Raw genomic sequence first — 20,855 nt, 5'->3', positions numbered from 1 at the left:
GTGTTTCATAGCAAAATATCTCTCACTTGAAAATTATATCTGCAACACTTAATAAATTAAGGGTTGTAGATAATAATGTCAAGTAAAAATGCTCTGTTCTATTTTTATTTGGATTCCTATAACTTTATTCAAACATTTTAAATAATTATTTTGTCTATTTTCTTTAAACTCCAAGTGCATTTAATACTTCTTTTAAGTTTCCTAACTCTTCTTCTGTCAAGGTAATACCTTTACCAATTTTACCATCTTTGTGATTCCAATCTCTTAAATCATATTTTGCAGGTCTATCATTCCAGCTTACTTTATTAAGCTCTTTAGTCCAGTTGCCTTTTTCAGAAAGTATAGCAATTCTCTCTACGATTTCATATTTTATCTCGCTCATAAATGCTCCTTTTGTTATTCTTTGGATTCTATTATTTTTATCTCTTCCTCTGTTAAGTAATAAAGTTTATAAACAATCTTATCTATTTCACGCTCAAGCTCCTGGGTGTCGGACTGCGGATCTTCTCGCTTGGCTGAGATTATTTTATCTACCAACGTCTCTATTTGCCGGACAAAGGTCTCGTTTGAAGACGTGATGGGGGGGAGTTTAATTCTTTCAAAAGATTGTACATTGAGCATTATATCGCCAGCCCCGGTTTTGTCTGATGTTTGTTCTACATAATAATTTGTGAATTGACTACATAAGAACCCTAAAATATAGTTGAGATGTTTCCCTGTTAAAAATGATGCAGGCGCTGTAATCATTGTACCTGGTTCAACTTTTGCAAAAGTTAAATTTCTACCCACAGCTTTAAAGAAAATCTTCTCCTTCTCAAATTCTGTGTAGTAGGCAATTTGATCCTGTGTTTCAAACCATTTATTTCCTGTTTTTTTGCGTGCATTAAATCCAAGTTCAGGATATTTTTTACCTGATTGTTCTAATTGGCGTATATCAAAATGGTCAAGAAAATATTTTTTCAACGCAGGATAATCATCTATGTTCAATCGCAATGCAGGAAAAGTGCCTATCACCCACAGCCCTGCCCATTCGTAGTAGTATCGTTTAATATCACGTCCTCGTAGGATGGGTTTAATGATGGCTTCGGTGCGTTGGCGTTCGGCATCGTCCTTGCAATGCGACAAAATCTCATTGCGCTTTTCGGTGGTGATGATAAAGGCTTCGTTTAGGCCGGTTTTTATACCGTAATAAATATTCACATCCCAATCTTTGAGGGGTTTGCCTATGCGTTCTATTTTCTCTTTAAGTTGTTGCTCGGCATTGCTGCCTATAAACCAGGCATCTTTGGTAAGTTTAGTCAATATAACACCACTGCTTAATAGTTGCGCTTCTATATCTATATTTCCATTTTTCTTTTGAAGGGTGACAGCTTTTAAGCTAAAAGAAGGCTTTGCTTTTCTTATCAGCAAAATATTTGTATCTACGGTGGCACTTTCAAAAATATTTGGCCCTAAATCGATAAGCAACAATGGGTCATATTTTGTAAAAAATTTTCTTATTGCCTCTCCATAACCTGCACGCATCCATTTATTACTTGTAATAAAACATAAAAAACCACCATCTTTCAAAAGCATTACCCCTCTTTCGTAAAAAAGGATATAAATATCACCAGATCGCTTAAAAGATTCATAACCTTTATCCTGATATAAATTAGCAAGAGCTCCTTTATTGTTTTGAAGCTGTATATACGGCGGATTCCCAATCACTATATCAAACCCATCACTCACACCAAACATCCATTCTGGATCAAACCAATCTGCCACTTTGTTCTGATCAAAAATATCAAATTGAGCAATTTTGTGAGCTACTTCGTGATCATAATCGCTTGACTTAAGCAATTCTTCCAGCTGTTTCCTCAATGAAGAATACTCATCTCGCAATTTTTTCTTCTCGTTTCTCGTTTTTACAGAAAAATGTCTATGTCTTAAATGTGCAAGCCTTTCTTTAATTTCTGTAATCCGATCATAGTTTCCTGATAGTCTTTCAAAAATAGAACCTGCAACTTTAAGTCCAGGTTTGTTTAATGGTATCAGGCTATTTGCTGCCACAAACTTTGTTTCAAGGTTTGGTAACGATAATATCCCTCTATTTTCCTTTTTATCATCTACCTTTTGATCTATTACGAGAGAAATAAAAAATCTTAATTTACTAATCTGAATTGCTATAGGTTGGATATCTACACCATAAATACAATTTTCTATAATAAAGAGTTTTCTTGCATAGTCGGGGTGATTTATACTCTCATCAAAAGCTTCATTTATCTGTTTTAAAATCCCTTCTCTTTCCGACTTATCTTTTGTATCTATAAAAACTTTTTCTGATTCAAGAATTGCATTTTCAATTTGAATATCTTGCCAAACTTTATTATCTACATCAACTTTTTGAAGTATATATACCAGCTTGTGAAGCATCCCCATTGGGAAAGCCCCAGAACCACATGCAGGGTCAATCACTTTTAAATTTGATATACAGCGAACAATTTTCTCCTTTATACCTTCATCGAGAGTTACTTCTTTTTCATTATATTTTACAATATCTCTGATTATCTCTTCATCAAGCTCTTTTATGTTTTCTTTGAAATAGGCAATTAAGCTCTCATCCACCATATAGTTTACAATTTCTCGAGGAGTATAGTAGCTGCCTGAAGATTTTCGAGCTGTTTCCTGTGTCTCGGGATTGTAAGAAGCAAGCAGATTTTCAAAAACCATCCCTAAAAGCTCAGGGTCAAGAGCAATCTCTTCATCCACAGGTGAATTCTCATCAATTGTAAAATTATACTCTTGTAGAATATTTATAAGCCCTTTAAAAATCTCCTTTTGCTTAAAGCCATATTCTTTTAAATCAACCTCTTTTTCATCAGAAAAGAATAAATAGTCCGGCACAATTGCCATTTTGCCATTTTTTCTTGAAAATCCGTCAACATAAATATTACCTTTATCAAGGCACTCAAACAGACCTCCATTTAAGAAGGGAACTTTTTGAAATAAGCTTATAAATTCTTCTTCGCTTGTTAAAAGAAAGTCACTATTGCGATATAAATTTTTTACGTCGAATTCATTTCTATTTTCATAATAATCACCTTTTCTGGCAAATTTTCGGTCATTCATCTGTCTGTTGAGAGTCCCAAAAAATAAGTTTTGTAGAATAGCGTTGTAATAATAATGGCTTTCTTTATTCTTATTAAAGTCCTTTACAATTTTAGCCACATAATCTTTGTCAAATATTTCATTTGGAATAAGATGCTTTTCTTTTAAAAACCATATAAAGATAATCCTGGTAATTAGCCTTATGAGATTGACAGCATTTCTTTTATTTTCATCCTTCATTTCTTCTAAATCTGATGGAAAGTTAACTTGACTAAGGCTATAATGGTACCAAGTAGAAAGCTCTTTATAAAATTCTTCAGTAACTTTTTTGACACTAAAAGCAGAAATTATCTTTTCTAAACTTGAAAAATCAGCACTTGAAATTTGATCAATAAAAGTTTTGTTTGTTTGATACTTTGAGACAAAATAGGTATATCGCTTAAAGCTGGTAAAATTTTCTTTAATCCCCCTTGATGTCTTTTCATATATCTTGGTAATAAGGGAGAATCTAAAATTTCCATTCTCATCATAGAAAATAAATATTCCACCTGAAAGTGATAAATCTTCTTTTAATATTTTTTTGGCAAGGTCATACTGGTCTTTTTTACCTGAACGTTCAGTAAGATTTTTTGTGACTTTAAATGAAGCAATTACAAGCTCATCATCTTCAATAGGGATAATGCCATGCTTTCTACCGTTAATAAAAGATAAAAAGCCATAATTATCAAGCTCAGGAAAATCTGTTTCTTTTTTAAATTTTCTATTCTTTTTACTAAAAAATGTATCCCACTTGTCTAAATTGAAATTTCCTATTATCTCTTGTAAAAGCTCTTTTTCATTCATAACTACCTCTCAAACTTAAGTAATGGTTGAAGCAATATTTTCAATAGCGATAATAATCTCTTTTTTTAAAGAATAAGATTTCTTGGCCTCTTCCGATAGATAGTCCTCTCCAAGCTCATCTTTTAAGATTTCAATTTCTTTTACAATCTCCTCATCTTTTTTATTTCTAAGATTAGAAATTCTTCTCAAGGTATAGTCAGATAAAGTCCCATAACTTGTAAAATCATTTTTAAGGGTGCTTAAGAAATTCTTTACAGGTCTAAATATCTCTTCTTTTGATTTAAGAGCATAATTTATCACATCATATGCTTTTTTCTCAATACTCTGAGTAGATGTACCCATGATATTTTTTTCTTTGTAGTTTCTGATATTATCGTATGCATTCCAAAACGTTTCACTTAATTCAAGACGTTTTTCATCATATTTTACTTCAACTTTATCAAATACCTCTTCAAAAGAACTGATTTTTATCTCATCATTAGAATAATCATACACCATAGCATAAAGAGCATTTTTTCTCATAAATACAATTAAGTTATTTTCTGAGAATTCTTTTGCTGTTTTTATCCGATTTGGAAAAGTCTTTATCGCTTCTACCACTTCAGGATAAAGCTTTTTTATCTCTGAAAATTTATTATAAACTTTTGTATAAAAACTTTCTTCTTCCATTGCTTCAGGGTTTGCCATTAATTTATCAAAGAGCATAGATGGTGATACCTCTTCTCCCTCGTCGAATATTTTTGCATCTTCTCCCAATGTATTGTGTATCATAAACATTTTGTTTTGTGCTATCTCCCTTGACTGGACAATATCTCCACCTTTTTTTGTAGGGAAGAAGTTTACAATATAAAGGCTATCAAATACTTTTTTACCAATCCTATTAATTCGTCCAAGCCTTTGTATCACCCTAACAGGATTCCACGGTATGTCGTAGTTTATCACCATACCAGCCCTATTCAGGTTAAATCCTTCAGAAATCTTGTCAGTACAGAGAAGGATATCATATTCATCTTTTTGAGTTTTGTAACTGGCATCAAAATTCTGATATATATCTTCGATTTTACTATTTGAGATACTGCCTGCTACTACCAATACCCTACCGTCAAATGTTTCAGAGAAAACAGGCTCAAGATATTTTACGGTATCAACAAATTCAGAAAAAATAATTATCTTTCTCTTAGGGTCATTTTTTAAAGATTTTTTTATATTAGTAATAATACATTCTGTTTTAGGGTCACTTTCAACAAGCTTAAGTGCCTCAATATCTTCGAGGATAGATTCAAAAAGCATTATATCTTCTGATATATGCTTTAAAAAGTTTTTATTTTTGAATTTATTCACTTCATAAATTTTGTGTTTTTTGGGATAAACGCCATTTAAAATATTATTTTTGTATTCTTCTAATTGAGCTTCAATTTCATCATTATCCAGCTCGTATATTTTTTCTATAAGATTTCTATCAAGTATATATTTCCCTGTCCTATCCACAAAGTCTAATACTGTTTCGTGAACTCTTTTAAAATTTTCTATAGTCTTCTTAAAGGCTCCAAAAGAACTCTCAAACCTTCTCACAACGAGTCTTCTCATAAAATCAAAAAGGTTTCTTTGTTGTTGATAGTCTATAAACTTTTCAACTTTAGTTTCTTCAAGACTTTCTGGCTCTACTAATCCTTCTTCGTATTCATAAGGTCTATAAATTGCACCCTTAAACTTTCCATTTAACTCGACTGCAGCAAAATACTCTGTTAATATTTTATCATAAAACTCATTTTGTTTATCATTCAGCTCGAAATACCATTCTATTGGGTCTTTAACTTCTGAAAGTGTTGTAATCTCTTTTTTATACTTTTCGTTCTTTTTAAGGTCGATTCTATTTCTTCTTATAATTATCGGCTCAAGAACATTTTTTATGCTTTTAGATATTTTTTTAATATCATTATTCACTTTCTCTAAATCTATAGTGTCAAGATTATATAGTTTTTTATATTTTCTTAAGGCTATTTCTTGTTTATTTAAATCAGGATGGTCGTAATACCTCTTAATATATGTTAGTTCTTTAAAGTCATTTTCATATTTTCTGAAAATACTATCGATGTTATTTTCAATTGTTATTGAAGATTTTTTGGGTGTAATAAAGAGCTTGAGTAATGCAAATATATCTGATGGTCTGTTATTAAATGGAGTAGCAGTTAGTAAGATGACTATTTTATTTCTACATATATTGTGTAGTAGCTCATAGTCTTTTGTATCTTCATTTCTAAATCTATGCGCTTCATCGACGATTATTACTTCGATATCTTTTCTTGCCTTAATAAATTCAAAAGTCTCTTCAAGCTTTCCTAACGACCTTGCTTCCCAGTCATACAGCTCAAAATCTTCAAGATATTTTTTCCAGCCTGATTTCCTATTTTCGTCACCTACAAGTCCGGGAGGAGCAATAACAATACCTCTTTTTCCTAAAGATTTTGCTATGGCACTTGCAATAACGGTTTTACCAAGACCAACTACATCAGCAATAATAACACCGCTATGTTTTTCTATAACAGACAAAGCCTGTTTTACTGCATCAACCTGATAGGAAAAACTCTTATAGCCACTCTTTTCAAGAATTATATCGATTGGCAAAGTTACCTTATTTTCAAACTCATCTAAATATGATTTTAGTGTAAAACAATAAGCTTCAAATGGAGTAACCTTTTTTAAATGGGTTGACTCATTTATTATTTCTATAAGCCTTTTCTTAAAAATGGAATCTTCTGTTACTTGAATACTATTATCCCACAAGTCATCAAAATATTGCTCAGCTTCTTCAAAACCATAATCAGATATTTCAACGTTAAACTCTTCTTGAGATAAAACACCAGCTTTGGTCAAGTTGCTACTACCGGTTATAAAAATATCCCTTCTACCTACTTGTGTTTCGTTTAACTTAAACAAATAAAGTTTTGCATGGTTTGGCGATGAAGTCTTTCTTATGATTATTCTATCATGGGCTATTAACTTTATAAAAAATTCAACCTGCTCTACAAAAGTTTTACTGTCAAACTCATCTGTATTAATTGCCTGTTTTACACTTTTTAGATAAAATTCAAGAGTCTCATGGTCGCTTGAAAAATTATCATTACTATTTTCAATTATTTTCCCATTTATCTGGTCTATACCCAACCCAACAAGGATTTTTAATGTAAAATCGTCATTTTTTTGTAAAGATTCATAGAGCTCCTGTACCCCTGAAAAGTAAAAAAATCCGACAAGGAATTTTAACTCATTGCTTACTCTTATCAGTGTGTTTAATCTGTTTTTAAGGATTTTTTCTGGCTGATTAGTTATAAAATTACTCAAAACTCCCCCAAAACAAGTAGTAATATAAGATTTTGACATTTGATTTACTTTTTGTCAATAATAATGGAACTGCCATCACCCCATTTTTTGCACCTTTAAGCAATAAGTAAACTTTCTTTCTTCTCATTGTCAAAGTCAATTAAAAATCCCCACGTTATGGCCCTTAAAATTCCCCAGTTAAATTTAAGCCTCATTTACTTCTTTAAACTTTTTATCCTGAAATTTTTATCGGTTATCTTCAAAAGCAGTAACAATTATAGATGTACTTGATATAGTAATGCAAACATACACAGGTAGAGTTTATAATGACCTTTTATATTAATATTGAATTATTATACCTATTTTATTAATAAGCCCACAAGTATGTTTCCTTCCTTTCTATTTATTAAGCCACTGCTAATTATTGATTTTAGCTTTTTGCAATATGCTTAAAAATGGTGCCGCAAAAAGAACTAAAAAATTAAATTATACTTGTTGCAGAGTATAATTCCACTTAAAATTGTACTGATGATTTTAACAATCTCATATTTAATCAATCTATTCTTTCCCAACAGATAAATTAAATATTGGAGGATTGTTCGGTTCCTTTTTTAGTACAACCTCATCGTATTCATCAATTAGCTGTTTTAAAGATTTTTTTGCCCATTCTTCTTTAGGGGTGTTAGTGTCATAAGTATAAAGTTCTTCCACATATGTTTTAAAATAAGTAAAATCAACAGATGTCCAACATTCTATTCCATATACATCAAGTCCCATATCAGCTGCTCTGTTAACAATCTTAGCAATATCTTCTAAACTAAAATATGGAACATTAGGGTCATTTTCTACCTCTATTATGGATATCCCATTAAGCAATTTTTTATTCTCATCTGCACTCAAATTATCAAAAGCCATTGGTATTTCATCTTTTAAATTGCCTTCTGTATAAATACCATATCCAAATTTAGATATTTTATACTCCACAGTAAAAAATTGCTGAGCAGAATCTTTATTTGTATTTACTGATATGTTTGATATCCATTTTTTGTATTCATCAAGTATTTGTTGAGTATAAAGTTCAACAGCAATGTGTTCAATCTGTAATACATTTACATCTAAATTATTAATATCTATTGATGTATTATTATCAAAAACTACCAAACAGTCAGATGTGTTACTATTAGCAATATAATCAAATTCAATAGAACTTATGCCAGTTGATTTCAGTTTGAATCTTAAAACAAAATAACCTTTATATATGGAATAATTGTTATTATTTATCCAACTTTTAATATTATCTGCCTCTTTTTTAGATAAAAGAAAAATATTACTCATTTTTTGCTCCTGCATTTAATTTAAAGTATGTGCCGTACCTTGCCGATTCCAATATTTCAGGCATCTGACTTTTTAAGCTCTTGCCGATGAATTAATTTACCACAAGAATGCAATGACATTTTTAAATTTTCTACTTCTATTCTTATACTTGTACCAGTTAATTCAACTTCTTCCTCTACTTCGGCTTCAACAAATCCCTGGGCTGATTTAATAGCTAATTCCTGTTTTTCTTTCGGTATACTTAAAGGGATAATATATCCATCAATGTTCAGCTCGCTCACTGTTAAATCTGTATCTTCTCTTTCAGATTCGTCATAATCGTATATCCAGTTTCCATTAATGACTACGTTGATAAAGTCGCCCCAGGCTGGGGTAAATTCAAACAATATGGCAAGACGATCTTTCTCAATATCAAAATTATTGTCTTTCAAGCATTTCATAATAGCCTGTTCTTCTTTGATGCTTATTCGTGTATCAAATGCCATAAACAACCTCCTTGGTTAAAATTAATTGCACTTGTACCATTCTGTTTTCGGCACACACCTTTAATAAATGAGTAAACCTTCTTTCATTTATTTCAAATTATTTAAATCTGCAGGCATTTAGAACTTTATCTTTATTACACATGCTCAAATGTTTCTTAATTGTACTTTGTTAGTATATTCTCAGCGAACCTTTTTACGACTAAAGTATATTCTTTTGGAGCATTAATTTTGACGTATTCCGCCCAAGGACGAATGAAATATAGTAACTCTTCTTCATTTGCCACATAAAAGGTTATTTGTAATTTTCCATCTGATAGCACTTTTTCAATCTTTTGTTTTGGGAAGATATCTTTCCTTTGGAAATAAGAAGCAACTTTTTGGTCAACTTCTGCAATTACTTTAACCAATTGCTTGTCCTCAAACCAAATGCTATTTGCATTATCTACCAATTTATCAATTTCAGCCTGAGGAATCTCAAAGAATTTCACAAGAATGTTTAAGTCTTTTATAAGATCAATCGAAAATTTCTTTAATGTATTTTCATGTTTAGCTAATAAATACCAAAAACCATTATCAATCAATATACATAAAGGCTGAACGGTATATTTTTTATCAAATTTTGTATAAATAAATTCTATTTCCTGCTTATGTTTAATGGCATCTTCTATTTTAGAAAAAGTATCCATTATTTTATCAATATCAATATATGATTGGTTATTTATAAGTTTTACAGCCCCCATTGAGCTTATATGAAAAATTCTTCTTGCGATTTTATCAATATGCTCTTTAGTCTTGGGGCTCACAAATTTTTTAATATATTCAAATAGTGCCGCAAGAAATTGAATCTCTGTTTTTGGCAAATCTACATCTGCAAATCTTACATTTTCAATCAGTGAATAAGTGTGTTTGTCAGGATCGTAGTATAATAACCCCTGAATATTTAGTAATTCTGATATGTATCTTTGGGCAGTCCTTACGCTGACTCCCAATTCATCTGAGATTAGTTTAGTTGTTACAGTTCTGTATCTTTTTAACAATCCAAGTATCTCTATAGTTAGTGCTATCCCTTTCATGATTTAAAATTATAACCTTCTTTAAAATATTTGATAAGCTTTCCTTTACACCCAAATTATTCCTGATAAAATATTAACATCTTTTACTATAAAAATCTATAAATGTGGGCTACGTCAAATATTGACGCTCATATTAGATAATAATAAATTAAAGATTTTATGGAGGTATTACTTTGTTAGAAACTGTTAAAAAAAGAACAAACTCGATAAATGATTATATTATACTTTAAGGAGAAAAAATTATGAATAAAACTAACATATTTTATTTTCATGGATTGGAAACAAAAGGGAAATCTAGATTATGTGCATATCTTGAAAGCCTAAATATTTGGAACATTCAAACTACTCTATTTAAATATTTTACTGAAAATCCGATAGAAAAGTTTCAAGATGAATTCAAACTTGGGTTTAATATTCTAATAGGCAGTAGCTTTGGGGCATTTCCTGCACTTTATTTCGGGTTAAATCATAAAATTCCCTTTATGTTAATAAATCCCTCTATTACTCCATTTAATACACTCAAAAGAAAAGGGATAACTGACATTAGCATTCTTGAATCGTATAAAAAAACTGAAATACAATTACAAGATTTGATAAAAAATGATGATGGGGCAAACCCAAAAAGAACCATTATAATCAGTAAAAATGATAATGTAGTAAATAATGATATAATACTTAGCACTCTAAAAATAAATAAAGAAGATTTAATAGAAACAGATTGGGGGCATATTGTTCCAACTGAAGACTATGGTCTTATCGTTAAAGAGCTAACTGCCCTTGTAAATGCTCTTTAGGGAATGCTATGATTAATTTAAGCTATATTATGATCTTACCAAAAAAGAGGCGTACTTATGAAAATAATATTCAGTAGAAAAGGTTTTGATTCATCATCGGGAGGATATCCAAGCCCCATTATTAAAGACTCAAATATAATGATTTCAATACCAATTCCAGATGAATATTCAGGAATTACTTATGACGATTTATCATTTGAAAACGAAACAGACAAAATTTCTTATGGTGACATAGTTGAAGATTTAACAAAAATGAAAATAACTAAAACAAATGGGGTACATTTAGATCCTGACTTAAATAAAAATATCTACAAAAAAAGAGTACAGATTGGAAACCTATTTTTGGTCAATGCAATGCTGCTCAATCTCATCTTGAAAATCAAGAAGTAAATGAAGGAGATATTTTTATTTTTTTTTGGATTATTTAGAGAAGTTGAAAAAGATAATGGCAGGTTTAAATATATAAAAGATCAAAAGCCTATTCATGTGATATTTGGATGGCTACAAATAGATAAAATTTTAAAAGTAGATGAAATTTTAAAGAATAAAAACCATTATAAATGGGCTCTAAGTCATCCGCATTTACAAGATAGAGAAAAGGCATTTAGTAAAAATACAACCTATGTTGGAAAAGATAAATTAAATCTTGATGGACTTAACAAAGATATCCCTGGTGCTGGATATTTTAAAAAATTTGATAAATCACTGCAGCTTACAGACAACAACTCAGACAAAGTATCTTATTGGAATTTGCCAAACTTTTTCTATCCTGAAAGAGATAGAAAACTACTAACATATCATAAAAATATGAGCAGATGGGAAAAACATAATGATTATGTACTTTTAAAAACAGTGGGTAGAGGACAAGAGTTTGTATTAGATACTAATTATTACCCAAAAACTATAGGGTGGACTAAGGACATATTTGAAAAGAATATAACATAATATGCTACACCTGACATCATCTCACTTTTGGGAGTCTATGATAGATTAGATATCACATTACGCAAAAGGAAAAATAAACTAAAAATAGTTTTACTTGTTGTGTAAAGAAACAAAAAAAGTGACGCAGGGAGGAAAATGGCTTGAAATATGAGAATATGTTAGTCATAATTAGCGATAAAATAAAAATATTAATTATTGTTCTTATCCCTCCAATTTGGGAGTATAAAAACAATAACTTTACACAATCGTTGTGCGGCATATTAATAAATTAGGATACTACTATGAAAATTAAAAAGGTTAGGTTAAATAATTTTAGAAATTACCAAGAAGAAACAACTATTGATTTTAAAGATTTGACAGTATTTGTTGGGAAAAATGATATTGGAAAATCAACAATTTTAGAAGCATTAGACATTTTCTTTAACGAGAATAAGGGTGTGACTAAGATTGAAAAAGATGATATAAATAAAAGAAATAGCGAGCAAGGAAATACAGAAACAATAATTTCTGTTGTTTTTGAAGATCTACCTGATACTTTAACGATAGATGCAACTAATCCTACTACTCTTTCAGATGAATATCTTACGAATCGTGATGGAGATTTAGAAGTAATAAAAAAATACCCGAACGCTGGGAAAGAGAAGGTTTTTATAAAAGCATATCATCCTACAAATCCTTCTTGTTCTGATTTGTTATCTAAAAAAATCTCCGAATTAAAGGGAATTCTTGATGACAATGGTATTGAATGTGAAGACAGAACAAGAAGTGCTGTTATTAGAAGTACAATTTGGAATCATTTTTTAAATGACTTGCAATTAAATGATTTTGAAATAGATGTAACAAAAGAGGATGCAAAGAATATTTGGAATCAACTTAAAAATTATATGCCTCTTTATGCTTTATTTCAATCAGATAGGAAAAATAGTGATGGGGATAGCGAAGTACAAGACCCGCTAAAAGAAGCAGTTAGACAAATACTAAATGATGAAGAACTTAGAAGGAAATTCAATGAAATAGCCACAGAAGTTAGAGGCAAATTAGAAGAAGTTGCCAATAGAACTTTAAATAAATTAAGAGAAATGAATCCTGATGTTGCAAATAGTTTGAATCCTGTAATCCCGCCAACAGAAAGTCTAAAGTGGGAAGATGTGTTTAAAAATGTTAAGATTTCAGGAGATGAAGACATTCCTATTAATAAAAGAGGTAGCGGCATAAAAAGATTAATCCTTCTTAACTTTTTTAGGGCTGAAGCTGAAAGAAGGCAACAAGAAAGAAACGTTCCGAATATTATTTATGCAATTGAAGAACCTGAAACTTCACAGCATCCAGAACATCAAAGAAAGTTAATAGAAGCCTTTAAAACATTGTCAAACACCGAGAATACTCAAATAATACTTACAACCCACAGTCCAGCAATTGTAAAACTATTGGATTTTGAGGATTTAAAACTTCTAAAAGAAGAAAATGGGCGAATTAATGTTATACAAGTTGAAAGACATAATTTGCCTTATCCATCATTAAATGAGGTCAATTTTCTTGCTTTTGGCGAATCAAATGAAGAATATCATAATGAACTTTATGGTTATATAGAAAGTGAAGGCAAATTAAATGAATACAAAAATGGTAGGACAACAATGAATTACAGAAGAATGAGAAATGGGCGAGAAATTGAAGAACAAAAAGTTTTAAGTGAGTTTATTAGACATCAAATTCATCATCCCGAAAACACATTAAATGAACGATTTACCTTGAAACAATTACAAGAATCAATAAGTGCGATGAGGGAGTTCATTCAAAAGAATATGTAAATACGACCGCACAACATTGTGTATAAGCAATGGCGGGCAAAATGCTATAAATGAAATGAATATGAATAAAATAACGGCAGTGCAAATATGAAACAAAGTGCGGAAAACCCCGCCACAGCTCATACACTGAACCGTTAGCTTGCATAAGAAAGGACACTGTAAATGAAAGAAACAATAGAAAAGCTTAAAAATTCACCACTATTTAACTTATCGTTAAGTTCGAAAGAATTATTTCATAGTAATTTTTTATATTGGATAGGTCATAATTACCCGTTAGAATTTGGAACCTTTTTTTCAAAGTTTTTAAATGAACAGCCTGAAAATTTAAGAATTAAAGAAATATTTAGAGAAAAAGAGAATATTGATTTATCATTCAATTATTCTAATGGACAAGAAATATTGATTGAAAATAAAGTTAAAAGTGTTCCATATATTGGACAATTAGCAAAATATTCAGAGAAACATACAAATAGAAAAAATTACATATTACTTTCATTATCAGAACCTATGTTTTTCCAATCGAAAAGTAAGCTAGAAGTTAATGGTGTATTTTGGCACTATTTGAATTATTCTGATTTACAATTAATGTTACAATCCTTATCTGAAAGTATAAATAATGAGTATCACCGACAAATAATTATTGATTATTGTGAATTTATAAGTGGTTTAATAAAAATTAATGAATATTGTAAAATTGACAGGGAAGAATTATTTGATTTTCACTCAATTAAAACAAATCAATTATACAGAGAACTTATAGATATAAGATTACACGATTTTTATCTAAAAAAGAAGTATGAGTTGTTAGCATATGAGATTTATAAGGAATTAGATGAACTTGGAAAGAATTTAACAGACTTTAGCTTGCCTCTAAACTGGAATAATAAAAAACCGATAATTTTCCTCGGGTATGGAATGACTCGAAGTTTAGGACTGATGGATTTGAAATATTTAATTTCGCCTAACATTGTATTAGGAATTCAAATACAAGGAGAACATTACAGAATGGTTGTTGAAGACAATAATTCTATAATTGCACATAAAATAAAAGAAAAATTATTAGACAATAAATTGTGGTTTGACTTTTCAAATTCATTTCCAAGTGCAAGAGTTTATCCAAAGCCAGAAAAAGGATTTAATAAATATGGGAATACATTTTTTTATAAATCGGTAAAACTAGGAACAGAATTTACAATAAATAAAATTATTAGTACTATAATCAAGGATGTAGAACATATTGAGAAAAATATTAATGAAATCAGAACAATAATTACGCAAGCTAAGAATGCATAAACTTAATGCGGGATAAGTGCTGAATATGAACGGATTAACTATAAACAAACTTCGGTGTAAATTGAAAGTAAAGTGCTTCAAAAACCCGCACTACGCCTATACTCACCGCTATGCCCTATTACAGATATGAAAATTAATAAGGAGATAAAGTGAATGAATTAGTATCTTTTAAAAATATTTTTAAGGACAGAATTTTTAAAATTCCTGATTATCAAAGAGGATATGCTTGGACAACAAGACAGTTGAAAGATTTTTGGGAAGTGTCAAAGTCAATTAAAAATCCCGACGTTATGGCCCTTAAAATTCCCCAGTTAAATTTAAGCTTCTTTTACTTCTTGTAAACTTTTTATTCTGTAACTTTTACCGGTTATCTTGAAGATATGAGAATGATGAATAAGCCTATCTATTATTGCAGAAGCCAGACAACATCACCAAATATATTACCCCATTCTTCAAATGGTCTATTAGTGGTAATAATTACAGAATTAGTTTCATATCTTTGTCTGATAATTTCAAAGAATTCATCAACATAGTTTAACGGAATCTTTTTAAATCCAACTTCATCGATTATAAGTAAATCTACCCTCAGAAATTTTTTTAATACAGTAAAATAGCCACCATCACCTTTGGCAGCTACCAATCTTGCTACAATATAGTTTGCATGGATAAATACCACTAGGTTTATTCTATGGGGAATTTGTTGAAAAAGAATTTATTTTTATGAAAATTTATTATCTTATTCTGCTATGGTTGAATATGATGGACTATATTAGACATTTTACGTCCCCCTCACGGCCCCAAGCTTAAAATGGATTTTAAAAAATGAAGTTTAACAAGGTGTTAGATATTTAATAAACGGAGAGAGAGGGATTTGAACCCTCGGTACCGGGTGAACGGTACACACGATTTCCAATCGTGCTCCTTCGGCCAGACTCGGACATCTCTCCAAAAATGAAGGAGTTGAATACCACTAAAATATCTTAGTGTCAATAGCCGATTGATTCTTGAGTTGCCTTTATCAGATAAAATAAAACAAAACTATCTTTTATTATATTTTCTCGAGCAAAATAAATATATTGTGTAGTGTTAAAAAGTTAGCGAGAGGTTAATATTGTTTAAAAATAGATAATGGTTATAATGTTTGATAAGTATCTCTTAAAAATAGAATATAGTAAATTCAGGCAATTTTTGAATAATCCGTTCAATAATGCTAAAAAAGGATTATATTTTTTAGTTAGATTAAAAAATATTGAATATTGCTAAAAAAACCCTTAAAAAGATTGACGAAGCAAAAGGCCGATGTTATAAATTAAGAGCTGTAATATAAGAAAATCAATAATCTGTGTCATACATAAAATAAGGAGGAAATATGGCTGAGAAAAAATTTGTCAATATTGATGGTAATACTGCTGCAGCTTACGTTGCGCATGCTACCAATGAGGTTATTGCCATTTATCCGATTACACCATCGTCTGTAATGGGAGAGCTAGCTGATGAATACAGTGCTAAGGGCAAGAAGAATATTTGGGGTACAGTGCCAAAAGTTGTAGAATTGCAATCTGAAGGCGGAGCATCCGGTGCAGTCCATGGAGCTTTGTCTGCTGGGGCGTTGACTACTACTTTTACTGCATCACAGGGTCTGCTGTTGATGATTCCTAATATGTATAAAATAGCAGGTGAATTAACACCTACTGTTTTTCATGTTAGTGCAAGAGCTGTAGCTACCCATGCTCTTTCAATTTTTGGTGATCACTCTGACGTTATGGCTTGTCGTCAGACAGGATGGGCTATGCTGTGTTCAAACAACCCGCAGGAGGTTATGGATTTTGCTCTTATTGGTCAAGCGGCTACATTAAAATCAAGAGTACCAGTTCTGCATTTTTTTGATGGTTTTAGGACTTCTCATGAGATTAGGACTACGGAAGAAATACCTTTTGAAATAATGAAAGAGATGATAGATGACGAGCTTATTAAAGCTCATAGAGAAAGAGGGTTGAGCCCTGATCATCCAACAATAAAGGGTACTGCTCAAAACCCTGATGTATTCTTTCAGGGAAAAGAAGCTGTTAATAAATTTTATGAAGCAGCTCCTGCAATCTTCAAACAGGAGATGGAAAAATTCTTTAAGCTAACCGGTAGAAAATACAATCTTTTTGACTACATTGGTGCTCCTGATGCTGAAAAAGTGATTATTATGATGGGTTCAGGTGCTGATGTTGCAGAAGAAGCTGTTGAATATATGAATTCTCTTGGAGAAAAAGTGGGTCTTATGAAGATAAGGCTTTACAGACCATTTTCACTTGAGGATTTTGTAGCGGCTTTACCAAAATCTGTATCAAAAATAGCTGTGCTTGATAGGACAAAAGAGCCGGGCGGACTTGGTGAGCCACTTTATCTTGATGTTAGGACTGCAATTGGCGAAGCTATGCAGAAGAAAATGGTTAAATTTGACAGATACCCTATAATTATAGGCGGCAGATATGGACTTGGTTCAAAAGAGTTCACTCCTGCAATGGTTAAGGCAGTATTTGACAATCTTGATGCAGCTGAGCCGATTAATAGCTTTACTGTTGGTATCGAGGATGACGTTACAAATAAAAGTCTTAAATACGATCCGAGCTGGCTTACACCACAGGATGGCGTTTTCAACGGTATGTTTTTTGGGTTAGGGTCAGATGGTACTGTCGGTGCAAACAAAAACTCAGCAAAAATTATTGGAGATTTGACCGGCAGTAATGTTCAAGCTTATTTTGTTTATGACTCTAAGAAATCAGGCTCTATGACCACTTCTCATGTTAGATTTGGTAAGAGACCTATAAAGAGTTCTTACCTTGTTCAAGAAGCTGATTTTATAGGATGCCATAATTTTTCTTTCCTTGAGCAGTATGATATAGTTACAAAGCTTAAAAAGGGAGGTACGTTCCTTTTAAACAGCATCTATTCTGCTGATGAAGTTTGGGACAAACTTCCTGCAGAAGTTCAGAAGCTTCTTATTGAAAAAGAAGCAAGATTTTATGTTATAAATGCAAATGAGATTGCTGAAAAAATTGGGCTCGGCAATAGGGTTAATGTAATTCTTCAGACTGCTTTCTTTAAAATTGCCAATGTTGCACCATTTGATAAAGTTATTGAATCTATTAAGGATGCTATCGAAAAGACTTACGGTAGGTATGGTGACAGTGTTGTCAATATGAATAAAAAAGCTGTTGATGCAGGTGCTGAGGAGCTTTATGAAGTAAAAGTTCCAAGCTCTGTAACCAGCTCAATAAAAATGAGTAAGTATATTAATGATCCTGACGCTCCTGAATTTGTTAAAAAAGCTATCAGTAAAATGGTTGCAAATGAGGGGGATGATGTTCCAGTTTCATGGCTTCCTGTTGATGGTACTTTCCCTGTAGGTACAAGTAAGTATGAGAAAAGAAATATTGCTTTGAATGTGCCTCAGTGGGATCCGGAAGTATGTATTCAGTGCGGTATCTGCTCATTTGTATGTCCACATGCAACCATTAGGATGAAAGTTTATGATGAAGAGGTTTTAAAAAGTGCTCCTGCTACATTTAAATATGCTGATGCTAGGGGTAAAGAATTTGCGGGGATGAAGTTTACGATTCAAGTTGCAGTTGAAGATTGTACCGGTTGCGGTGCATGTGTATTTAACTGTCCTGCTAAGAGTAAAACTGACCCAATGCACAAAGCAATTAACATGGTGCCACAGGTACCATTGCGTGAGACTGAAAGAGAAAACTTAAAGTTTTTCCTCTCAATACCTGAACTTGATCCTACTAAATACAATAAAAATACTCTAAAAGGTAGCCAGCTTGCTCCTCATATGTTTGAGTTTTCTGGTGCATGTGCAGGTTGCGGTGAGACTCCATATGTTAGACTTATGTGCCACCTTTTCGGTGACAGGGCTATAATCGCAAATGCTACAGGGTGTTCATCTATCTATGGTGGAAACTTGCCGACTACGCCTTACACTACAAGGTATGATGGATTAGGACCTGCATGGAGTAATTCTCTGTTTGAGGATAATGCTGAGTTTGGCTATGGTATGAGACTTGCGATAGACAAATTTAATGAACAAGCTTTAGAACTTTTAGAACAATTAAAAGACAAACTAGATAGTGAATTGGTTGAAAATATAGTAAATGCTCCACAAAAAACTCAAATTGAAATTGAGGAGCAGAGAAATAGAGTAAAAGCGTTGAAAGATTCACTTAAATCAATGGATACTCCTGAAGCAAAAAAGCTTCTTGAGCTGGCAGATTATTTGGTGAAAAAGTCTGTATGGATTGTTGGTGGTGATGGTTGGGCATATGATATTGGTTATGGTGGACTTGACCATGTGTTAGCAGATAATAAAAATGTAAATGTTTTGGTACTTGATACAGAGGTTTACTCTAATACTGGAGGTCAGGCATCTAAAGCTACAACCATTGGTTCGATAGCAAAGTTTGCTTTTTCAGGTAAGGAAGTGGAAAAGAAAGACCTTGCAATGATTGCTATGACGTATGGGCATATATACGTGGCCAAAGTATCTCTTGCTAACCCTGCGCAATGTGTTAAGGCATTTGTTGAAGCAGAAAATTATGATGGGCCATCCATCATAATAGCTGATTCTCACTGTATAGCTCATGGTATCGATATGTCAAAAGGTGTTGAACAACAAAAACTTGCTGTGAATTCAGGATATTGGATGCTTTACAGATTTAATCCTGAATTAAGAAAGGAAGGTAAAAATCCTTTGACTATTGATAGCAAAGAGCCAACAATGTCTGTTGAAGAGTTTATGAAGACAGAAAACAGATTTAGGGCTGTAGCTAAAATGTTCCCTGAAAGGGCTAAGATGTTGGCTGAGCTTGCTGAAAAGAGTGTAAAAGCAAGAAATTCTCTTACAAGGCAATTAGCTGAAAAAATAGACTGTACTGAGTAATATAAAAGGGGGCTTAAAGCCCCCTTTTTTATTTTCCTGGACTTTTATGGACGTGTACTACCTTTAAAATACCATCAAAATTTACTACTACTCTACTTTCATTTACGACTTTGTGGGTGATTTCTTCATTTTTAGAAGATACTACTAACGTGTATGATAAGATTGCACAGTTGTCGTAAATTTGAGCTCGTTTATCAAGAAGCATAATATTGAATTTATTGTGAGTGCCTGCCCAGTCAGATTCCATCATAAATTTATGAAAATCTAAGCCATCAATTCTGTGAGGAGCTACAAACCATTCATAAAGCCCTAAATCCTCTATGCAAGAATTTTTATACTTTTCAAAATCACCTGAATATATTGCATTAAGATGCTCTTCTAAGAAATCCCACAATATTTTTTCGTTCACATTGCCCTCCTGTTAAAACTTGTTGATAATTTAAATAGTTTCATTTAATTATAGCAGTCAGAGGTGAAAATGCCATACATATTATTGACTTTGAGTACACTTTTTTGGTCAGGAAATTTTGTATTAAGCAAAGGGATGGCTGCATCTATTCCACCCATTGCACTTGTATTTTGGAGATGGACGCTTGCAGGTATAATCCTTGCTCCATTTGTTTTAAAAAAGTTTATTGATAACTGGGATATTGTAAAGCAACATACTAAATATTTGTTAGCTGTGTCATTTCTTGGGGTGACTACATTTAATGCCCTTGTCTATTTGGCAATGCACTATACTACCGCAGTGAATGCTGTCCTTGTAAACTCTTTTACACCTGTAATAATTTTTATATTTTCAGCATTAATTTATAAAGAAAAAATCACATTAATGCAGTTGCTTGGAATTATTGTTTCGATATCGGGTGTTTTTACAATTATGACAAAAGGGGATTTGCATGTACTACTTTCTATGAAATTTAATCTTGGGGATATTC

Annotated in this window: 14 protein-coding genes, 1 tRNA gene and 2 pseudogenes; 7 read left to right on the top strand and 10 right to left on the bottom strand. The window is 31.7% G+C overall.

The genetic code is table 11. The features are described 5' to 3' along the window. Window positions 1–163: 163 nt before the first annotated feature. From LF845_RS11205 to LF845_RS11180, 6 genes are all read right to left on the bottom strand, one after another. Entirely contained in the window at window positions 164–382 is a 219-nt protein-coding gene (locus tag LF845_RS11205) for a YdbC family protein (RefSeq protein ID WP_242821107.1), read from the bottom strand. A gap of 14 nt (window positions 383–396) precedes the next feature. After that, entirely contained in the window at window positions 397–3,930 is a 3,534-nt protein-coding gene (locus LF845_RS11200) for an Eco57I restriction-modification methylase domain-containing protein (RefSeq protein ID WP_242821106.1), read from the bottom strand. Between the two features lie 15 nt (window positions 3,931–3,945). After that, the gene (locus LF845_RS11195) at window positions 3,946–7,272 is read right to left on the bottom strand and encodes a helicase-related protein (RefSeq protein WP_242821105.1); all 3,327 of its coding nucleotides are present in this window, start codon (window positions 7,270–7,272) and stop codon (window positions 3,946–3,948) included. A gap of 537 nt (window positions 7,273–7,809) precedes the next feature. After that, the gene (locus LF845_RS11190; RefSeq protein ID WP_242821104.1) at window positions 7,810–8,586 is read right to left on the bottom strand and encodes a hypothetical protein; all 777 of its coding nucleotides are present in this window, start codon (window positions 8,584–8,586) and stop codon (window positions 7,810–7,812) included. Between the two features lie 56 nt (window positions 8,587–8,642). After that, window positions 8,643–9,071 carry a hypothetical protein gene (locus LF845_RS11185; RefSeq protein WP_242821103.1) on the bottom strand — a complete coding sequence of 143 codons (429 nt, stop codon included), beginning with the start codon at window positions 9,069–9,071 and terminating at the stop codon, window positions 8,643–8,645. A gap of 155 nt (window positions 9,072–9,226) precedes the next feature. After that, a complete protein-coding gene (locus tag LF845_RS11180; RefSeq protein ID WP_242821102.1) occupies window positions 9,227–10,144 on the bottom strand; it encodes a helix-turn-helix transcriptional regulator in 918 nt (305 codons plus the stop codon). Between the two features lie 242 nt (window positions 10,145–10,386). Between LF845_RS11180 and LF845_RS11175 the strand changes: the two genes are divergently transcribed. From LF845_RS11175 to LF845_RS12100, 5 genes and pseudogenes are all read left to right on the top strand, one after another. Next, window positions 10,387–10,938, top strand: a complete 552-nt coding sequence (locus tag LF845_RS11175) for a YqiA/YcfP family alpha/beta fold hydrolase (protein WP_242821101.1) — start codon at window positions 10,387–10,389, stop codon at window positions 10,936–10,938. A 57-nt stretch (window positions 10,939–10,995) separates the two neighbouring features. After that, window positions 10,996–11,883 (top strand): annotated as a pseudogene (locus tag LF845_RS11170) (Nmad3 family putative nucleotide modification protein). Between the two features lie 281 nt (window positions 11,884–12,164). Beyond that, a complete protein-coding gene (locus tag LF845_RS11165) occupies window positions 12,165–13,691 on the top strand; it encodes an ATP-binding protein (RefSeq protein WP_242821100.1) in 1,527 nt (508 codons plus the stop codon). A gap of 162 nt (window positions 13,692–13,853) precedes the next feature. Then, window positions 13,854–14,984 (top strand): PD-(D/E)XK nuclease family protein, encoded by a 1,131-nt coding sequence (locus tag LF845_RS11160; protein WP_242821099.1) that lies wholly within the window; start codon window positions 13,854–13,856, stop codon window positions 14,982–14,984. 149 nt (window positions 14,985–15,133) lie between these two features. After that, a pseudogene (locus LF845_RS12100) lies at window positions 15,134–15,244 on the top strand (DUF262 domain-containing protein); the annotation flags it as partial. 57 nt (window positions 15,245–15,301) lie between these two features. On the opposite strand, the gene LF845_RS12120 reads toward LF845_RS12100, so the two are convergent. The 3 genes from LF845_RS12120 to LF845_RS11145 all read right to left on the bottom strand — a co-directional run bounded on the left by LF845_RS12120 (window position 15,302) and on the right by LF845_RS11145 (window position 15,931). After that, window positions 15,302–15,379 carry a hypothetical protein gene (locus LF845_RS12120; protein ID WP_479723420.1) on the bottom strand — a complete coding sequence of 26 codons (78 nt, stop codon included), beginning with the start codon at window positions 15,377–15,379 and terminating at the stop codon, window positions 15,302–15,304. Window positions 15,380–15,390: 11 nt separating this feature from the next. Then, window positions 15,391–15,660 (bottom strand): ATP-binding protein, encoded by a 270-nt coding sequence (locus LF845_RS11150; RefSeq protein WP_341352909.1) that lies wholly within the window; start codon window positions 15,658–15,660, stop codon window positions 15,391–15,393. A 180-nt stretch (window positions 15,661–15,840) separates the two neighbouring features. After that, window positions 15,841–15,931 (bottom strand) — tRNA-Ser (locus LF845_RS11145). 422 nt (window positions 15,932–16,353) lie between these two features. On the opposite strand from LF845_RS11145, the gene nifJ reads away from it, so the two are divergent. Next, on the top strand, window positions 16,354–19,917 hold the full coding sequence (gene nifJ / locus LF845_RS11140; RefSeq protein ID WP_242821097.1) for a pyruvate:ferredoxin (flavodoxin) oxidoreductase: 3,564 nt from the start codon (window positions 16,354–16,356) through the stop codon (window positions 19,915–19,917). A gap of 28 nt (window positions 19,918–19,945) precedes the next feature. On the opposite strand, the gene LF845_RS11135 is transcribed toward nifJ, so the two are convergent. After that, on the bottom strand, window positions 19,946–20,326 hold the full coding sequence (locus tag LF845_RS11135) for a nuclear transport factor 2 family protein (protein WP_242821096.1): 381 nt from the start codon (window positions 20,324–20,326) through the stop codon (window positions 19,946–19,948). Between the two features lie 69 nt (window positions 20,327–20,395). Between LF845_RS11135 and LF845_RS11130 the strand changes: the two genes are divergently transcribed. Beyond that, on the top strand, window positions 20,396–20,855 hold a 460-nt coding region (locus LF845_RS11130), incomplete at its 3' end, for a DMT family transporter (protein WP_242821095.1).

It is taken from the genome of Deferrivibrio essentukiensis (genome assembly GCF_020480685.1).
Lineage (GTDB): Bacteria > Chrysiogenota > Deferribacteres > Deferribacterales > Deferrivibrionaceae > Deferrivibrio > Deferrivibrio essentukiensis.
This window is presented reverse-complemented; position numbering and strand designations above follow the sequence as displayed.

Bases quoted from the DNA above. Each gene is read 5' to 3' on its own strand.
- LF845_RS11205 (WP_242821107.1), bottom strand. From the start codon at position 382: ATGAGCGAGATAAAATATGAAATCGTAGAGAGAATTGCTATACTTTCT.
- LF845_RS11200 (WP_242821106.1), bottom strand. From the start codon at position 3,930: ATGAATGAAAAAGAGCTTTTACAAGAGATAATAGGAAATTTCAATTTA.
- LF845_RS11190 (WP_242821104.1), bottom strand. From the start codon at position 8,586: ATGAGTAATATTTTTCTTTTATCTAAAAAAGAGGCAGATAATATTAAA.
- LF845_RS11185 (WP_242821103.1), bottom strand. From the start codon at position 9,071: ATGGCATTTGATACACGAATAAGCATCAAAGAAGAACAGGCTATTATG.
- LF845_RS11180 (WP_242821102.1), bottom strand. From the start codon at position 10,144: ATGAAAGGGATAGCACTAACTATAGAGATACTTGGATTGTTAAAAAGA.
- LF845_RS11175 (WP_242821101.1), top strand. From the start codon at position 10,387: ATGAATAAAACTAACATATTTTATTTTCATGGATTGGAAACAAAAGGG.
- LF845_RS11165 (WP_242821100.1), top strand. From the start codon at position 12,165: ATGAAAATTAAAAAGGTTAGGTTAAATAATTTTAGAAATTACCAAGAA.
- LF845_RS11160 (WP_242821099.1), top strand. From the start codon at position 13,854: ATGAAAGAAACAATAGAAAAGCTTAAAAATTCACCACTATTTAACTTA.
- nifJ (WP_242821097.1), top strand. From the start codon at position 16,354: ATGGCTGAGAAAAAATTTGTCAATATTGATGGTAATACTGCTGCAGCT.